The sequence below is a fragment of the Pseudomonas sp. LPH60 genome, assembly GCF_030718165.1.
In the GTDB taxonomy this organism is placed as follows: domain Bacteria; phylum Pseudomonadota; class Gammaproteobacteria; order Pseudomonadales; family Pseudomonadaceae; genus Aquipseudomonas; species Aquipseudomonas danubii.
This window is the reverse complement of record NZ_JAVAJH010000010.1, coordinates 102729-120281: the sequence shown is the minus strand read 5'-3', so window position 1 is coordinate 120281 and position 17553 is coordinate 102729. Positions and strand designations below refer to the sequence as shown.

Here is a 17553-nt window from a genome sequence, read left to right as displayed (position 1 = left end):
CGCAGACGTGGGCGCAGTTTACGCCAATCGACGCCGCTGACAAAGTCCTAGTATTTTTGTCGGGATAGACCTTGGTATAGGGCTTCCCCGGGGCCCGCCAGCGGGCGTCCCGAGGACAGATAGCGGCCCTGTATCAGAGGTTTTCGTAACGGTTCATGTCCATGACTCCGGCCTCGACCGGGTCGACTTCCTGCAGATAACGGGTCTGATCGTGGAAGTACTGCCAGAACTGCGGATGACTGCGGCGAATCCCCCAGCGATCGACGATCTTCTCGAAGCCGGCGGCGTCCCTGGCCGCTTGCATGGCCTGGACAAATGCCGGCACCTGCTCGCTCGGAACGTTGAACATGAAGTTCGGATAACTGCTGAGAATGCCCGGAAAAATGGTCAGGGTGTCCAGACCCGGCTGGTAGCGTAGCGACTCGCCCAGCATGAAGGCCACGTTACTGTGGGCGCGATTGCGCAGCATGCTGTAGAACTCGCGCTTGCCGCTCGGGGCCTGGACCCGCAGCAAGGTGGCTTCCGGCAACTGCTCGATGACCTTGAGTCCCGCCGCCGGACGCGACGCCAGGCGGCTCAGGGCCTGATCGGCATCCTGCAACGCCGGGTCGATATTGGGCCGCGAGCAATAGGCACTGTCACAGCGATTGATCGGGTCCGGCTTGGCGTTGAGCTCGCCATAGCGGGCCAGCAACTGATGGGCGAAGTCTTTCTTCGGGTCCTTGGGGTCCAGTTTCAGGGCGCTGCGCTTGTCGTCGTCGATGGACTCGTAGTCCAGCCACATCTTGAACTTGCCGCTGTTCTGGTACCAATCGTCAAGGAAATCCTCACGGGTGCCAGCGGGCATCAGGCGCAGGAAGTTCTGCTCGGCGCCGTTGCGGATCAGGTCGAAGTACAACCGGGTCTGGGCCTGGTGGGAGACGTTGCCGAACACGTCGAAATTCACCGCCAACTGATAATAGGTGCGCTCCAGCAGCGGGTAATCGAACAGCCACATCGTCTGCGGCACCTCGCCGATCAGGCCCTTGCTCACCGAAGCACTGTCGAAGTGGCGGAAGATGCTCAGCAGCGCGTTGTCGTTGCCGGCCCACAGGGTCGACCAGCTGGGGGCCGGAGAGTCGGCATAGAAGTCGCGGCGCAGGGCTTCGTACTCGTTGCGCTTGTCGCGATAGGACAGCCACAGGCTGAGCACGCTGCCGACATCGTCGTTCTGCCCAGGCATGGCCAACAGCGGTGTGGCTTGGCCACGATAGGTAGGATCGGTGATGTACAGGTCGTGTTCCGGGGCCTGGAACAGCGCCCAGAAGTTATCGCGGATCACATCGGTGGCGATCTGCCCGCGGCACACCGGGCCACGAATGAAGGTGCGCACGAAGTATTCGGCGTTATCCAGCATGAACTGGTAGCGGGCCTTGGCCGGAATCGCCTCGAAGGTCTCGAACGGATTGGCCCGGCGCCCCGGCCCGTAGCCCGGCAAGGCGCTGACCTGCCAGTCGCCGCTGTAGAACAGGGTCTTGACCCGGGCCATCTTCGCCGCGCTCAGCGGGTAGGTGATGTGGGTCTTGTGCACGATCACCCCTTGCACCGGCCACAGGCGGTAATACACCTGGGTGCCCGGGTCGTCGTTGGGGCGCCGGGTGTTGATCAGGTCGATGGGCTGGCCGCTGGGGGTCCGCGAGCGCACCCACTGGAAGAAGTGCCCCGGCTCGCCGCCTTCGAAATAGACATGGGCCAGGAACCAGTGCTCGTAGAGCCAGCGCGCCACCAGGCTTTCCCGCGCGCCGGGGGCGTTGAGCAGGTTCTCCCACTGGGCCACTTGCAGGCTTTCCCGGGCACTGGGGGCCAGGCCCTGTTCGTCGATCGGCGCGCCGGAGGCCAGCCAGCGTTGCAGGGTCTGGTACTGCTGGTCAGTGAGGCCGGTGACCGCCAGGGGCATGCCCTCCTTGGGATGAGCACCGGCATAGGCGTCGAACTCCCCCGGCTGCGGGCACATGTTCTCCCGGCTCAAGCCCAGCACGATCTCGCTGGGCAGCTTGGCATTGGGTTGCAAGGGGGTGCGGTGGCCGAGTTCGAGCATGCGCGCCATCAGCGCTGCCTGGCTGCCCTGGGCGTCGAGCACCGAATAGAAGCCCTGGCGCTGCCAGGCCGCCTTGCCGCTGGCGTCATAGAACAGCCGCGTAGGCGCCTGGGCCTTGCTGCGCTCACCGTCGTACACCGGAATCTTCGAGGCACCGCGACCGGCCCCTTCGCCACTGCCCAGGTTGAGCTGACAGGCGGAGTCGTAGCAGGCATGACAGGCCACGCACTTCTCGGTGAAGATCGGCTGGATGTCGCGGGTGTAGGAAATGGCCGGTGCGGGACCTTGGGCCATGCACAATGAACTGAGCAGCAGCAAAGCGCTGGCAACGACAAAACGGTACGGCATGTCCCTGGTCCCGAAAGTAAAAAAAACGCCGCGATTCTACCGATGTCGCCCGGCCACCAACATGAGCGATATTCATGCAAAACCCGTAAATGCCGCAAATCCATGCAGGTTTGCTATGATCCACGCCCTTCGTTATGGCCCTACCAGGTAGTTCTCATGTCTGATCGCAGTGCTCGCCTCCACGCTCTCCAGCAAGCCCTCAAAGAGCGCATTCTGATTCTCGATGGCGGCATGGGCACCATGATCCAGAGCTACAAGCTCGAAGAACAGGACTACCGTGGCAAGCGTTTCGCCGACTGGCCCAGCGACGTCAAGGGCAACAACGACCTGCTGGTGATCACCCGTCCGGACGTGATCGGTGGCATCGAAAAAGCCTATCTGGATGCCGGCGCCGACATCCTGGAAACCAACACCTTCAACGCCACGCGCATTTCCATGGCCGATTACGGCATGGAAGAACTGGCCTACGAATTAAACGTAGAGGGCGCACGCCTGGCCCGCAAGGTGGCCGACGCCAAGACCCAGGAGAACCCGGACAAGCCGCGTTTCGTCGCCGGTGTCCTGGGCCCGACCAGCCGTACCTGCTCGCTGTCGCCCGACGTCAACAACCCCGGCTACCGCAACGTCACCTTCGATGAACTGGTGGAGAACTACACCGAGTCCACCAAGGGCCTGATCGAAGGCGGCGCCGACCTGATCCTGATCGAGACCATCTTCGACACTTTGAACGCCAAGGCGGCAATCTTCGCCGTACAGGGCGTGTTCGAAGAGTTGGGCGTCGAGCTGCCGATCATGATTTCCGGGACCATCACCGATGCCTCCGGCCGTACCCTGTCGGGCCAGACCACCGAGGCCTTCTGGAACTCCGTGGCCCACGCCAAGCCGATCTCGGTGGGCCTGAACTGCGCCCTGGGCGCCAGCGAACTGCGCCCCTACCTGGAAGAGCTGTCGAACAAGGCCAGCACCCACGTTTCGGCGCACCCCAACGCCGGCCTGCCCAACGAATTCGGCGAATACGACGAACTGCCGGAGCAAACCGCCAAGGTCATCGAGGAGTTCGCCCAGAGCGGCTTCCTGAATATCGTCGGCGGCTGCTGCGGCACCACCCCGGGGCACATTGCCGCCATCGCCAAAGCCGTGGCCGGTTATGCCCCGCGACAGATCCCGGACATTCCCAAGGCTTGCCGCCTGTCGGGCCTGGAGCCCTTCACCATCGATCGCAACTCGCTGTTCGTGAACGTTGGTGAGCGCACCAACATCACCGGTTCGGCCAAGTTCGCCCGGCTGATCCGCGAGGACAACTACACCGAGGCCCTGGAAGTCGCCCTGCAGCAGGTGGAAGCTGGCGCCCAGGTGATCGACATCAACATGGACGAAGGGATGCTGGACTCGAAGAAGGCCATGGTCACCTTCCTCAATCTGATCGCCGGCGAGCCGGACATCTCCCGCGTGCCGATTATGATCGACTCCTCGAAGTGGGAAGTGATCGAAGCCGGCCTCAAGTGCATCCAGGGCAAGGGCATCGTCAACTCCATCAGCATGAAAGAAGGCGTCGAGCAGTTCATTCACCACGCCAAGTTGTGCAAGCGCTACGGCGCTGCCGTTGTGGTAATGGCCTTCGACGAGGTCGGCCAGGCCGACACCGAGGCGCGCAAGAAGGAAATCTGCAAGCGCTCCTACGACATTCTGGTCAATGAAGTGGGCTTCCCGCCGGAAGACATCATCTTCGACCCGAACATTTTCGCCGTGGCCACCGGCATCGAGGAACACAACAACTACGCGGTGGACTTCATCAACGCCTGCGCCTACATCCGCGACGAACTGCCCTATGCCCTGAGCTCCGGCGGCGTGTCCAACGTGTCGTTCTCGTTCCGCGGCAACAACCCGGTGCGTGAGGCGATCCACTCGGTGTTCCTGCTGTATGCGATCCGCAATGGCCTGACCATGGGCATCGTCAACGCCGGCCAGCTGGAGATCTACGACCAGATCCCGCAGCAGCTGCGTGACGCCGTGGAAGACGTGGTGCTCAACCGCACGCCAAACAGCACCGACGCGCTGCTGGCCATCGCCGACCAGTTCAAGGGCGATGGCAGCGTCAAGGAAGCGGAAACCGAGGAATGGCGCAGCTGGGACGTCAACAAGCGCCTGGAGCACGCCCTGGTCAAGGGCATCACCAGCCATATCGTCGAAGACACCGAAGAGTCGCGCCTGAGTTTCAGCCGCCCGATCGAGGTCATCGAAGGCCCGCTGATGTCCGGCATGAACGTGGTCGGCGACCTGTTTGGCGCGGGCAAGATGTTCCTGCCCCAGGTGGTGAAATCCGCCCGGGTGATGAAACAGGCAGTAGCCCACCTGATTCCGTTCATCGAACTGGAGAAAGGCGACAAGCCGGAGGCCAAGGGCAAGATCCTCATGGCCACGGTCAAGGGCGACGTGCACGACATCGGCAAGAACATCGTCGGCGTGGTCCTGGGCTGCAACGGCTACGACATTGTCGACCTCGGGGTGATGGTGCCGGCGGAGAAGATCCTCCAGGTGGCCAAGGAGCAGAAGTGCGACATCATCGGCCTGTCCGGGCTGATCACTCCGTCCCTGGACGAGATGGTCCACGTCGCCCGCGAGATGCAGCGCCAGGATTTCCACCTGCCGCTGATGATTGGTGGCGCCACCACCTCCAAGGCCCACACCGCGGTGAAGATCGAGCCCAAGTACAGCAATGACGCGGTGGTCTACGTCACCGACGCCTCCCGCGCCGTGGGCGTGGCCACCCAGCTGCTGTCCAAGGAGCTCAAGGCCGGCTTCGTCGAGAAGACCCGGGAGGAGTACGTGGAGGTGCGCGAGCGCACCGCCAACCGCAGCGCCCGTACCGAGCGCCTGAGCTACGCCGCAGCCATCGCCAAGAAGCCACAGTTCGACTGGGCCAACTACCAGCCAGTCAAGCCAACCTTCACCGGCGCCCGGGTGCTGGACAACATCGACCTCAAAGTGCTGGCCGAGTACATCGACTGGACGCCGTTCTTCATCTCCTGGGACCTGGCCGGCAAGTACCCGCGCATCCTTGAAGACGAAGTGGTCGGTGAAGCCGCCACCGCCCTGTATAAGGACGCCCGGGAGATGCTCGACAAGCTGATCAATGAAAAACTGATCAGCGCCCGGGCGGTATTCGGCTTCTGGCCGGCCAACCAGGTGCAGGACGACGACCTGGAAGTCTACGGCGACGACGGCCAGCCACTGGCCCGCCTGCACCACCTGCGCCAGCAGATCATCAAGACCGACGGCAAGCCGAACTTCTCCCTGGCGGACTTCGTCGCGCCCAAAGACAGCGGCATCACTGACTATGTCGGCGGCTTCATCACCACCGCCGGGATCGGCGCCGAGGAAGTGGCCAAGGCCTATCAGGATGCCGGCGACGACTACAACTCGATCATGGTCAAGGCCCTGGCCGATCGCCTGGCCGAAGCCTGCGCCGAGTGGCTGCACCAGCAGGTGCGCAAGGACTACTGGGGCTATGCCCAGGATGAGCAGCTGGACAACGAGGCGCTGATCAAGGAGCAGTACAGCGGCATCCGCCCTGCCCCGGGCTACCCGGCCTGCCCGGACCACACCGAGAAGAGCACCCTGTTCGCCCTGCTCGACCCCGAGGCCAGCGAAGGCCGCGCCGGGCGCAGTGGCGTGTTCCTCACCGAGCACTTCGCCATGTTCCCGGCGGCGGCGGTCAGCGGCTGGTACTTCGCCCACCCGCAGGCGCAGTACTTCGCCGTGGGCAAGGTCGACAAGGACCAGGTGCAGAGCTACACCGAGCGCAAGGGCCAGGACCTGGCCGTGAGCGAACGTTGGCTGGCGCCGAACCTGGGCTACGACAACTGACCCAGACTCTGTAGGAGCCGGCCTGCCGGCTCCTACACCAGCCCGCCATCACAGGCGACATTGTCTATGCTCTGTTGACACCCAACCGTGTCGAGGGATTTATGGACGATCCAAGCAGCGACAATCAGCCCCCAACCTTCCTGCAGATGCTGCAAAGCGTGCTGGCGGCCGCCTTCGGCGTACAAAGCGGGAAAAATCGCGCCCGGGACTTCAGTCACGGCAAACCCAGTCACTTCATCGTGCTGGGCATTCTCTTTACCACCCTGTTCGTGCTGGTGCTGCTGGGCATCGCCAACCTGGCGATGCACCTGGCGGGAGTCTGAAACGGCGTCAGCGCAGCAACAGCTGCAAACTGAAGGGATAGCGGTAGCTGTCCGGCTTCTTGGGCGGACAGCCCGCGAAAATCGACCCGGGCACCGACCTGATCGCCCAGGCGCATTAGTTGCCGGGCCTGGTCACGGGTCAATGACTGGAACAGCGACAAATGCCAGTCCGGCCCTCCCAGACGTCGGGCATCGAACCCCAGCGCATCATCATGCAGGGCCACCAGGGCCCAGCCGCCGCTGGTGAAATGTCCGGCCATCAGCACCGACAACTCCCCGTCGATCAATGCCTGCAAGGCTTCGGGCGAACTGTTGAGTCCACTGAACAGCAGATCGCGCCCCGGCTTGCGACCCAATTCCCGGGCAGCCTGCATGGCCCCCAGAGCCATTTCGTCGTTAGCCGACCAGATCAGTTGCGTCTGTGGATAGCGCTGCAACAGCTGTTGTGCTTGTTCGTGCGCCCGCTGCCGGTTCCATTCGCCATACACGAGCTGGCGCAGACGCACCTGAGGATTTTCCGCCAGCGCCCGGTGCAGCCCTTGCTCGCGCAACTGCGCGGCCGGCGTGACTTTCACCCCGGAAAAGGCCAGCAAATCGATTGTTTGCCCGGCAGGCAAAGGGCCATGCTGGCGCAACAACTCCTTGAGCATCCGATAACCGGCCTCTTCATCGTTGCTCATCATGCTGCCGATCCAATCGGAGTAACTGCTGCGACTTTGGCGGATCAACGCCCGCTGATCCTCGGTCAGTGGGCTGTTGACGATAAACAGCTTGACCCCGGACCCCTGCGACATGCGCAGGATCTGCGGAGCGACATACTGTTCGTTGACCAATATCAGGTAATCGGGCTTTTGCGCTCGCTGAAACAGCTCCCGAGCCTGATCGAGAGAATTCTGCGGATTGCGTTCGCCATAGAGAATTTGCAGGTCCATGCCCAGATCCCGGGCGGCTGCCTGCATGAACCGCGAATAACTGACCCAGAAGGTTTCCGTTGAATTACCGGGGTTGAGAAACACCACCGACGTTGCTTGAGCCACCGCCCAGAACGGCAAACTCAGACATATCACCCACTTGCACAGAACCTTGAACATTGTGAAAAGAGCCCCTGGATTATCCCAGGCAGTATAACTGGCAAATTGCTGGCCAACGGCGGCAAATTGTCCTGATTGTCCGACAATTCGGGCTCTTCTTTTACGCTCGACTACTGGTGGCTGACCCAAAACACGGCCGTACCCACGACCAGTATGATCAGAAAGAGAATGGCCCAAGCATCAACGCTACTGTCACTTTTCCTTGTTTTGGTTGGATGGCTCATAGCATCGCCTCTAGTAGATTTTGTCGGTGACTGCTCAAAGACACGACCACAGTTAAGACCAGGATTGTCCCCACCTCAAATGTGGATACTCATATACCCCTACCGTTAGTCGTTTTGGTTCTTTGCATATACTCAAACATCACTTTTGCGCATAACCACAAACTGGTATCGTTCGGCGGCTCCGACCGGAGTGCGCGGCCGTGCGCGCAGATTTGCTTACATGGGTGGGGTTGAGCGAGAACGAAGGCAGGACGAGGTGAAACCGGCGACAAGCCCCGGTCGAAGCAACGTACCGAAGCCGTTCACCGCAGTATTTGCCAAGTGCGCTTTGGCGCCACCTGTAGCCTGAGAACTGGACCTATATGTACGTATACGACGAGTACGATCAGCGGATCATCGAGGACCGCGTCAAGCAGTTCCGTGATCAGACCCGACGCTATCTGGCAGGCGAGCTGAGCGAAGAGGAATTCCGTCCCCTGCGCCTGCAGAATGGCCTTTATATCCAACGTTTTGCCCCAATGCTGCGGGTAGCCGTGCCTTACGGCCAATTGACCTCGCGCCAGGCGCGGATGATGGCCAAGATCGCCCGTGACTACGACAAGGGCTATGCGCACATCAGCACCCGGCAAAACGTGCAGTTCAACTGGCCAGCCCTGGAAGACGTGCCGGACATCCTGGCCGAACTGGCCACCGTGCAGATGCACGCCATCCAGACCAGCGGCAACTGCCTGCGTAACGTCACCACCGACCAGTTTGCCGGTGTCGCCGCCGACGAGTTGATCGACCCGCGCCCCTGGTGCGAGATCGTCCGTCAATGGACCACCTTCCACCCCGAATTCGCCTATCTGCCGCGCAAGTTCAAGATCGCCATCAACGGCTCGACTTCCGACCGCGCAGCCATCGAGGTCCACGACATTGGCCTGGAGCCGGTGTACAACGCTGCCGGCGAGCTGGGTTTCCGTGTGCTGGTCGGTGGCGGTCTGGGCCGTACCCCGGTGGTCGGCGCCTTCATCAACGAGTTCCTGCCCTGGCAGGACCTGTTGAGCTACCTCGACGCCATCCTGCGGGTCTACAACCGCTACGGCCGTCGCGACAACAAGTACAAGGCGCGGATCAAGATCCTGGTCAAGGCCCTGACGCCGGAAGTGTTCGCCGAGAAGGTCGAGGCGGAAATGGTCCACCTGCGGGGCGGCCAGACCACCCTCACCGAAGCCGAAGTGCATCGGGTGGCTAAACACTTCGTCGACCCCGACTACAAGGCCCTGAGCAACCAGGACGCCGAACTGGCGGCCCTGGACAAGGAGCACCCGGGCTTTGCCCGCTGGCGTGCGCGCAACACCCTGGCCCACAAGAAGCCGGGCTACGTTGCCGTGACCCTGTCGCTCAAACCTACCGGCGTAGCGCCGGGGGACGTGACCGACAAGCAGTTCGACGCCATCGCCGATCTGGCCGACCGTTACAGCTTCGGCCAACTGCGCACCTCCCACGAGCAAAACGTGATTCTCGCGGACGTCGAGCAAAGCCAACTGTTCACCCTGTGGGGCGAACTGCGTGAAAACGGCTTCGCCACGCCGAACATCGGCCTTTTGACCGACATCATCTGCTGCCCGGGCGGCGACTTCTGCTCCCTGGCCAACGCCAAGTCGATCCCGATCGCCGAATCCATCCAGCGCCGCTTCGACGACCTGGACTACCTGTTCGACATCGGCGAGCTGGACCTGAACATCTCCGGCTGCATGAACGCCTGTGGTCACCACCACGTGGGCCACATCGGCATCCTCGGGGTGGACAAGAAAGGCGAGGAGTTCTACCAGGTGTCCCTGGGGGGCAGCGCCAGCCGCGACGCGAGCCTGGGCAAGATCCTCGGCCCGTCCTTTGCCCAGGACGACATGCCCGACGTGATCTCGAAGCTGATCGACGTGTACGTGGAACAACGTACCGAAGACGAACGCTTCATCGACACCTATCAACGTATTGGCATCGACCTCTTCAAGGAGCGCGTCTATGCAGCGAATCATTAAGAACAACGAGGTCATCGACGAAACCTGGCACTTGCTGCCCAAGGACGCGACCCTCGACGGCATCTCCAACTGCGACGACCTGATCGTTCCGCTGGCCTTGTGGCGCGATCACGCCCATGCCCTCAAGGCTCGCGATGGCGGCCTGGGCGTGTGGCTGGATGCGGACGAAGAAGCCGAGGAGATCGGTGACGACGTCGAGCATTTCCAGGTCATTGCCCTGAACTTCCCGGCCTTTACCGATGGCCGCAACTACTCCAACGCCCGCCTGCTGCGTGACCGTTATGGCTACAAAGGCGAACTGCGAGCGATTGGCGACGTGTTGCGCGACCAGCTGTTCTACCTGCACCGCTGCGGCTTCGACGCCTACGCCCTGCGGGCCGACAAGGACCCCTACGAAGCCCTTGAAAGCCTCAAGGACTTCTCGGTGACCTACCAGGCCGCTACCGACGAACCGCTGCCGCTGTTCCGTCGCCGCTAAGCCCTGGCGCCAACAAAAAGCCCTGAACCGGTTTCCCGGTCCAGGGCTTTTTTGTACCTGCTTCCGACCCTGGCGCAAAAGCCGGCTTGCCGGCTTCTGCAAGTGGTGGCTTACCAGAAACGCTGCTGGGTCAGGCGGCTCCACCAGGTCAGCAGCACGCGGTCGATGGAACCGCTGGCCGCCAGCCCTACACGCTCCTGCAAGCTCTTGCGCTCGGCATAGTGCAGGTGGAACACCTCGGCATTCTTGGCTTTGTCCGCCAGGTACTCATCGCTGGTTTTCAGCTCGTCCACCAGCAGCTTCTCCTGCGCCGCCACGCCCAACCAGACTTCACCGGTGGCCACTTCATCAATGGCCAATTGCGGGCGATAGCGAGACACGAAGTTCTTGAACAACTGATGGGTCACATCCAGGTCTTCCTGGAACTTCTCCCGGCCCTTCTCGGTGTTTTCGCCAAACACCGTCAGGGTGCGCTTGTACTCGCCGGCGGTGAGCACTTCAAAATCGATGTCGTGCTTTTTCAGCAGGCGGTTGACGTTGGGCAACTGGGCCACCACGCCGATGGAACCGAGGATGGCGAACGGCGCGCTGATGATCTTCTCGCCGATGCAGGCCATCATGTAGCCGCCGCTGGCCGCCACCTTGTCGATGCACACGGTCAAAGGCACCCCGGCCTGGCGAATACGCGCCAGTTGAGAGGAAGCCAGGCCATAGCTGTGCACCATGCCGCCACCGCTTTCCAGACGCAGCACCACTTCATCCTTGGGCGTGGCCAGGCTCAGCAAGGCGGTGATCTCATGGCGCAGGCCTTCGGTCGCCGAAGCCTTGATATCGCCATTGAAGTCCAGCACGAACACCCGGGGCTTGGCCTCGGCCGGTTGTTTCTTCTGTTTCTTCTCGGTCTTGCCCTGGGCCTTGCGCAAGGCCTTGAGCTGATCCTTGTCCAGCAGGCTCTGCTCCAGGCGCTCGCGCAGGTCCTTGTAGAAATCATTCAGCTTGCTGACCTGCAACTGCCCGGTGCCTTTGCGGCGGCCCTTGCTGCGCAGCGCAGCGGCAGTGATCAGCACCACCAGGATGGCGACCATCAGGGTCACGGTCTTGGCCAGAAAACTGGCGTATTCGGCGAAAAACTCCACAGGGACTCCTCAAACATGAACCGCTGCCAACCAGCAGCGCAATGGGCTCAAGCATACCGGCGCGACCGGTCGGCCACCAGTCGCGAAACCTCGTGTTACGAGGCTCCAACAAGCATTTCAAACAAGCGTATGTTTTTTCATTGACAGCTCACTGGCATCCTCATAACCTCGCAAAACTTTCAACGTACCGGGACGACACGGACGTGGGCAGCATCTATTTGATTCGACATGGCCAAGCCTCTTTCGGTGCAGACGACTACGACGTGCTGTCTGCCACCGGCGTGCGCCAGGCTGCCGTGCTCGGTGAGCATCTGGCGGCGCTGGGCATCAGCTTTGATCGCTGCCTGTCCGGCGATCTGCGGCGCCAGCAGCACACCGCGCAGGCCGCGATGGAACAGATGAATGCCGCCGGGTTTGACCACCCGCCATTGGAAATCGATTCAGCCTTCAACGAGTTCGACGCCGATGCCATCATCCGCGCCCTGCTCCCCGACCTGTTGCCCCAGGAACCCGAAGCCCTGAACATCCTGCGCAACGCCGCGCAGAACCGCGCCGAGTTCCAACGCATCTTCGCCCTGATCATCCAGCGCTGGCTGGCCGGCACCTACGATCCTCCCGGGCTGGAAAGCTGGCTGGGCTTCGTCGAGCGGGTCCAGGGCGGCCTGCAGCGGATTCTCGAAGCCGCGGACAACCAGCACAAGATTGCCGTATTCACCTCCGGCGGCACCATCACCGCCCTGCTCCACCTGATCACCCGGATACCTGCCCAGCAGGCGTTCGAACTGAATTGGCAAATCGTCAACACCTCGCTCAACCAGCTGAAGTTCCGCGGGCGCGAGGTGTCTTTGGCTTCCTTCAACGGTCATGCCCATCTGCAACTGTTGAAGGCTCCGGAGCTCATCACTTTCCGTTGAGCCCGGCTTACTGTGACCCTTGCTGTAACCACCCATAAAAGGATCGAACCATGACCTCCGTAGCTGACGCCGTACAAGCCATGCAAGCCAAGTTCAACCCAGCTGCCGCTGCCGGCCTGGACCTGGTTTTCGGTTTCCGCATCGATGATTCCAAGCACTTCTCGCTGGTCGTCAAGGACAGCACCTGTGAACTCAAGGAAGGCGAAAACCCAGACGCCCAAGTCACCCTGGTGATGGACGGCGAAACCCTGGACGGCATCGTCAGCGGCGAAACCGACGGCATGCAAGCCTTCATGGGCGGCAAACTGCGCGCCGAAGGCGACATGATGCTGGCCATGAAGCTGAGCGAGCTGTTCCCAGCCTAAGACCCCGCAAGGTCCGGCTGTAGACAAATCCCGCCCCCGTGGCGGGATTTGTCGTTTCTGCACCACGCAACGCCTCTAGCCCGCCGCTTTGCCCTGGATCAATACCACTGGGCAGCTCAGTCTTCCGGCCGCACGCTTGATTGATCTCGGTCAGTTTGTGCCTCGCCCCCCCCCTCTACTCTTGCGCCTCCATTGCGGCCAGGGACGGCACAGCCGGAGCCCTTTGCCACACCGCTATCACTCACGGAAGAGTCTGCTTATGCGATCACTGAAGATCATCCTGCTGTCCACCGCCTTCAACGGCCTGACCCAACGCGCCTGGCTTGACCTGCGCCAGGCCGGGCACCGCCCCAGCGTGGTGCTGTTCACCGGTGAAGAAGAGGTCTGCCGGCAGATCGAAGAGGCCGAGGCCGACCTGGTGATCTGCCCGTTCCTCAAGGACCGGGTACCGCAGCAGCTGTGGAGCAACGCCAAGCGTCCGGTGGTGATCATTCACCCAGGCATCGTCGGCGACCGTGGTGCCAGCGCCCTGGACTGGGCCATCAGCAAGGAGCTCAAGCGCTGGGGTGTCACCGCGTTGCAGGCGGTGGAAGAAATGGACGCCGGGCCAATCTGGTCGACCCACGAATTCAACCTGCCCGCCGGCCTGCGCAAATCCGAGCTGTACAACGGCCTGGTCAGCGACGCCGCCATCCATTGCATCCGCGATGTGGTGGAAAAATTCCGCAACGGCTTTACCCCCGTCCCTCTGGACTACGACAACCCCGCAGTGCTTGGCCGCCTGCAACCGAACATGAAGCAGTGCGACCGCACCTTCAGCTGGCACGACAGCGCGCAGTTCATCAAGCGCAGCATCGACGCCGCTGACGGCCAGCCCGGCGTCCTCGCCAGCCTCGCCGGCGGTCAGTACTACGTGTACGACGCTCACCTGGACTCGCGCACCGGCATGCCCGGGCAACTGCTGGCGGTGCATGACGATGCGGTACTGGTGGCCTGCGGCGACCACAGCCTGTGGATCGGCGCCCTGCGCCTCAAGCCCCAGCCCGGCGAGGAAACCTTCAAGCGCCCGGCCCGACACGTACTCGGCGAACGCCTGGCCGATGTACCGGTGCTGGACTGGTCGGTCTCCAGCAGCCCGTTCAGCACCGAGTCCTACCAGCCGATCCGCTACCGCGAGTCCGGCCGAGTCGGTGAGCTGACCTTCGAGTTCTACAACGGCGCCATGAGCACTGAGCAATGCCAGCGTCTGGTCAGCGCCCTGCGCTGGGCCAAGGCCCGAGACACCCAGGTGCTGCTGGTACGCGGCGGCCGCGGCGCCTTCAGCAACGGCGTGCACCTGAATGTGATCCAGGCCGCCGAAGTGCCGGGCCTGGAAGCCTGGGCCAACATCCAGGCCATCGACGACGTCTGCCTGGAACTGCTCAGCGCCCGCCAACTGGTGGTCAGCGGCCTGACCGGCAATGCCGGCGCCGGCGGCCTGATGCTGGCCCTGGCCGCGGACGTGGTCCTGGCCCGCGCCGACACCGTCTACAACCCGCACTACAAGAGCATGGGCCTGTACGGCTCCGAGTACTGGACCTACAGCCTGCCCCGCGCCGTCGGCCAGGCCATGGCCAAGCAACTGACCGAAGCCTGCCTGCCCATCAGCGCCCTCCAGGCCCTGCAGATGGGCATGGTCCAGGAGATCGGCCCACGCTGCCCGGACGAGTTCGGCCTGTGGCTGCTGCAACGGGCCAATGGCGTACTCACCGACCCGCGCTACCAGCACCTGCGCCAGCGCAAGCTGGACGCCGACCCACAGTTGATGCAGCACTGCCGCAACGCCGAGCTGGAAGAGATGCACATGGACATGGTGCAAAACCGCAAGGGCTTCGCCGAGAAGTGCAGCAACTTCGTCTACAAGCGCAAGACCTGCTGCACGCCAGAACGGCTGATCGAAGCCTGGGCCAAGCCCCAGGACATCGCCCTGGTGGGTTGATCCAAAGCCTCCCCTTGCGCAACCGTCGCCCGGCTCGCCGGGCGACGCCTTCAGCCTCGTGGCTGTAACAGCAGCGCCACCAGCGCCGTCCACCCCGTCTGATGGGACGCCCCCAGCCCACGCCCGGTTTCACCATGAAAATATTCATGGAACAGCACCAGCTCGCGGTCCTCGGCCTCTACCTGCAACTGCGGATAGCCGCTCATGGACGGCCTGCGCCCTTCCTCGTCCAGCAGAAACAATCGCGTCAGGCGCTGGCTCAAGCCGTCGGCCACTTCCTCCAGGGACGCCAGATACCCCGAACCCCGCGGGTACTCCACCGAAAAGTTGACGTCGTAGTAGCGATGAAACTCACGCAGGGATTCGATCAGCAGGTAGTTGATCGGCATCCACAGCGGCCCGCGCCAGTTGGAGTTGCCGCCGTACAGCCGTGAATCGGACTCCGCCGGCACATAGCGGGCGCACAGTTGCTTGCCATCCACCTGCATGGCGAACGGCTGCTCGAAGGCCTTGGACAGGGAGCGGATGCCGAAGTCCGAGAGGAACTCGCGTTCATCGAGCATGCGCTTGAGCAGGTCCTTGGTGCGCTCGCCGCGCAACAGCGCCAGGAGCATGCGGTTGCCCTTGCCCGGTTCGTACCAGCGCGACACCAGGCTCGCCAGGTCCGGCCGGTGATGCAAGAAGCCCAGCAGGCGCTGGGCCAGCCCCGGTAGGTTCTGGTGCTCGTGCTGCTCCAGCACCTGCACCGCGAACAGCGGCATCAAGCCAACGATGGAGCGCAGGCGCAGGGGTTCGTTCTGCCCCTCGGGACGGTGCAGCACGTCGTAGAAAAACTGGTCCTGTTCGTCCCACAGCCCCTCGGCGCTTTGATCCACGCGGTTGATGGCCCCGGCGATATAAAGGAAGTGCTCGAAGAACTTCACCGCAATGTCCACGTACACGCCATTGCGCTTGGCCAGCTCCAGGGCGATGCGCATCAGGTCCAGGGCGTAGGCCGCGACCCAGGCCGTACCGTCGGCCTGATCCAGGGTGAAGCCATCAGGCAACGGCGCGGAACGATCGAACAGGGCGATATTGTCCAGGCCGAGAAAGCCGCCCTGGAACAGGTTGCGGCCCTCGGCGTCCTTGCGGTTGACCCACCAGGAAAAATTCAGCAGCAGCTTGTGGAAGATGCGTTCGAGAAAGTCCAGGTCGCCCACGCCGGTCAGGGTCTTTTCCTGCTGATAGACCCGCCAGCAGGCCCAGGCGTGCACCGGCGGGTTGGCATCATCGAAGCGCCACTCGTAGGCCGGCAGCTGGCCGTTGGGGTGCATGAACCGATCCTTGACCAGCAACAGCAGTTGCTGCTTGGCAAAGCCGGGGTCGATCAGGGCGAAGGCCACCGCCTGGAAGCCCAGGTCCCAGGAGGCATACCAGGGGTATTCCCAGGTATCGGGCATGGAAACGATGTCGCAGTTGGACAGATGGCGCCAATGAGTATTGCGCAAGTGCTTGCGCTCGCTGGGGGGCGCCGGCTGCCCGGGATCGCCGTCCAGCCACCGGTTGACGTCGAAGTCATACAGTTGCTTGGACCACAGCAACCCGGCCAGGGCCTGACGCTGCACATTGCGCGCGTCCGCGCTTTCAATGCCCTGCTGCAGCGCCGCGTAGAACTCATCGGCCTCGCGCCGCCGCTGCTCGAACAGGTGGCGGGCGCTGACCGGTTCGCTGCCGGCCGGGGCAAAGCGCAGGAACAGCCGCTTGCTCTCGCCGCCCGCCAGCTCCAGGACGAAATGCGCCGCCACCCGGGTGCCGCCATCGAAGGCCACCGCACTGGCTTGCCCGTCCACCAGATAGTCGTTGATGCCGTCCTTGAACGGCCCCGGCGTCGCCAGCCCGTCCAGCTTGGGGAAGTTGCTGTCGTTGTTGCAGAACAGCCACTGGCAAGGCTCGGCGCCCCAGGCGGTGATCTGCCGCTCGGGCAGTTGCCCGTGCCGCGCCAGCACCCTGTCGCCCTCCAGGCGCAGGCTCGGTCGCGGCTCGTCGCCACCCCAACTCCAGGTGTTGCGCGCCCAGACCTGAGGCAGCACCCGCAGCCGCGCCGGCTGGTGGAAACGGTTGTGCACGGTGACGTGCATGAAAATGTCATCGGCCCTGTGCTTGGCGTACTCCACCGTCACATCAAAGTAACGGTTGTCCTCGAACACCCCGGTATCGAGGATCTCGTACTCGGCATCATTCAGGCCGCGCCGGGCGTTTTCCGCCACCAGGTCGGAATAGGGAAAGGCCGCCTGGGGGTACTTGTAGAGCATGCGCATATAGGCATGGCTGGGCACGCCGTCGAGGTAGAAGTACAGCTCCTTGACGTCCTCGCCGTGGTTGCCCTCGGCATTGTCCAGGCCGAACAGACGCTCCTTGAGAATGCTGTCGTGCTCGTTCCACAACGCCAGCCCCAGGCACCAGTGCTGGGCCTTGTCGGAAAACCCCGCCAGCCCGTCCTCGCCCCAACGGTAGGCACGGCTGCGGGCATGCTCATGGGGGAAGTAGCTCCAGGCATCGCCATCAGCGCTGTAGTCCTCGCGCACCGTGCCCCACTGCCGCTCACTCAGGTACGGGCCCCACTGGCGCCAGTGCTCGGCCTCGCTGCCTTGCAGGCGCTGGCCTTCAAGGGTGTCGAGAAGGCGGGGGGCAGACTTTGCCGGCATGGGAGGTGTCCTTGGCCACGAAGATGAGTTGCAGTGTAGGAGCGAGC

10 protein-coding genes and 1 pseudogene are annotated in these 17553 nt (G+C 62.8%); 7 read left to right on the top strand and 4 right to left on the bottom strand.

What is annotated here, in order from left to right; translation table 11 throughout:
• Positions 1 to 133 precede the first annotated feature (133 nt).
• Positions 134 to 2425 carry a fatty acid cis/trans isomerase gene (locus tag Q8O96_RS28580; protein WP_305949880.1) on the bottom strand — a complete coding sequence of 764 codons (2292 nt, stop codon included), beginning with the start codon at positions 2423 to 2425 and terminating at the stop codon, positions 134 to 136.
• A 156-nt stretch (positions 2426 to 2581) separates the two neighbouring features.
• Here Q8O96_RS28580 and metH point away from each other — a divergent pair, with 156 nt between their 5' ends.
• Positions 2582 to 6292, top strand: a complete 3711-nt coding sequence (gene metH, locus Q8O96_RS28575; RefSeq protein WP_305949879.1) for a methionine synthase — start codon at positions 2582 to 2584, stop codon at positions 6290 to 6292.
• A 101-nt stretch (positions 6293 to 6393) separates the two neighbouring features.
• A complete protein-coding gene (locus Q8O96_RS28570) occupies positions 6394 to 6615 on the top strand; it encodes a DUF2970 domain-containing protein (RefSeq protein WP_102864877.1) in 222 nt (73 codons plus the stop codon).
• Positions 6616 to 6622: 7 nt separating this feature from the next.
• On the opposite strand, the pseudogene Q8O96_RS28565 reads toward Q8O96_RS28570, so the two are convergent.
• A pseudogene (locus tag Q8O96_RS28565) lies at positions 6623 to 7706 on the bottom strand (ABC transporter substrate-binding protein).
• Positions 7707 to 8292: 586 nt separating this feature from the next.
• On the opposite strand from Q8O96_RS28565, the gene Q8O96_RS28560 reads away from it, so the two are divergent.
• Positions 8293 to 9951 (top strand): nitrite/sulfite reductase, encoded by a 1659-nt coding sequence (locus tag Q8O96_RS28560; protein WP_047305033.1) that lies wholly within the window; start codon positions 8293 to 8295, stop codon positions 9949 to 9951.
• A complete protein-coding gene (locus tag Q8O96_RS28555; protein WP_016966421.1) occupies positions 9935 to 10429 on the top strand; it encodes a DUF934 domain-containing protein in 495 nt (164 codons plus the stop codon). The genes Q8O96_RS28560 and Q8O96_RS28555 overlap by 17 nt, the downstream gene beginning before the upstream one ends.
• A gap of 110 nt (positions 10430 to 10539) precedes the next feature.
• On the opposite strand, the gene sohB is transcribed toward Q8O96_RS28555, so the two are convergent.
• Positions 10540 to 11565, bottom strand: coding sequence for a protease SohB (sohB, locus tag Q8O96_RS28550; protein WP_305949878.1), 1026 nt, complete (start codon positions 11563 to 11565; stop codon positions 10540 to 10542).
• Between the two features lie 203 nt (positions 11566 to 11768).
• Here sohB and Q8O96_RS28545 point away from each other — a divergent pair, with 203 nt between their 5' ends.
• The 3 genes from Q8O96_RS28545 (at position 11769) to Q8O96_RS28535 (ending at position 14822) form a co-directional block, all read left to right on the top strand.
• Entirely contained in the window at positions 11769 to 12479 is a 711-nt protein-coding gene (locus Q8O96_RS28545) for a histidine phosphatase family protein (protein WP_102864874.1), read from the top strand.
• Positions 12480 to 12529: 50 nt separating this feature from the next.
• The gene (locus tag Q8O96_RS28540; RefSeq protein ID WP_011061945.1) at positions 12530 to 12844 is read left to right on the top strand and encodes an SCP2 sterol-binding domain-containing protein; all 315 of its coding nucleotides are present in this window, start codon (positions 12530 to 12532) and stop codon (positions 12842 to 12844) included.
• A 259-nt stretch (positions 12845 to 13103) separates the two neighbouring features.
• Positions 13104 to 14822, top strand: a complete 1719-nt coding sequence (locus tag Q8O96_RS28535; RefSeq protein ID WP_305949877.1) for a hydrogenase maturation protein — start codon at positions 13104 to 13106, stop codon at positions 14820 to 14822.
• Positions 14823 to 14872: 50 nt separating this feature from the next.
• Here the strand turns inward: Q8O96_RS28535 and Q8O96_RS28530 are convergent, their stop codons facing one another.
• Positions 14873 to 17506, bottom strand: coding sequence for a glucosidase (locus tag Q8O96_RS28530; protein ID WP_305949876.1), 2634 nt, complete (start codon positions 17504 to 17506; stop codon positions 14873 to 14875).
• Positions 17507 to 17553: the final 47 nt, after the last annotated feature.

What these genes read in the sequence shown, in the direction of transcription:
- Q8O96_RS28530 (WP_305949876.1), bottom strand. Translation starts at nt 17,506, where the DNA reads ATGCCGGCAAAGTCTGCCCCCCGCCTTCTCGACACCCTTGAAGGCCAG.
- Q8O96_RS28580 (WP_305949880.1), bottom strand. Translation starts at nt 2,425, where the DNA reads ATGCCGTACCGTTTTGTCGTTGCCAGCGCTTTGCTGCTGCTCAGTTCA.
- Q8O96_RS28540 (WP_011061945.1), top strand. Translation starts at nt 12,530, where the DNA reads ATGACCTCCGTAGCTGACGCCGTACAAGCCATGCAAGCCAAGTTCAAC.
- Q8O96_RS28555 (WP_016966421.1), top strand. Translation starts at nt 9,935, where the DNA reads ATGCAGCGAATCATTAAGAACAACGAGGTCATCGACGAAACCTGGCAC.
- Q8O96_RS28570 (WP_102864877.1), top strand. Translation starts at nt 6,394, where the DNA reads ATGGACGATCCAAGCAGCGACAATCAGCCCCCAACCTTCCTGCAGATG.
- metH (WP_305949879.1), top strand. Translation starts at nt 2,582, where the DNA reads ATGTCTGATCGCAGTGCTCGCCTCCACGCTCTCCAGCAAGCCCTCAAA.
- Q8O96_RS28560 (WP_047305033.1), top strand. Translation starts at nt 8,293, where the DNA reads ATGTACGTATACGACGAGTACGATCAGCGGATCATCGAGGACCGCGTC.
- Q8O96_RS28535 (WP_305949877.1), top strand. Translation starts at nt 13,104, where the DNA reads ATGCGATCACTGAAGATCATCCTGCTGTCCACCGCCTTCAACGGCCTG.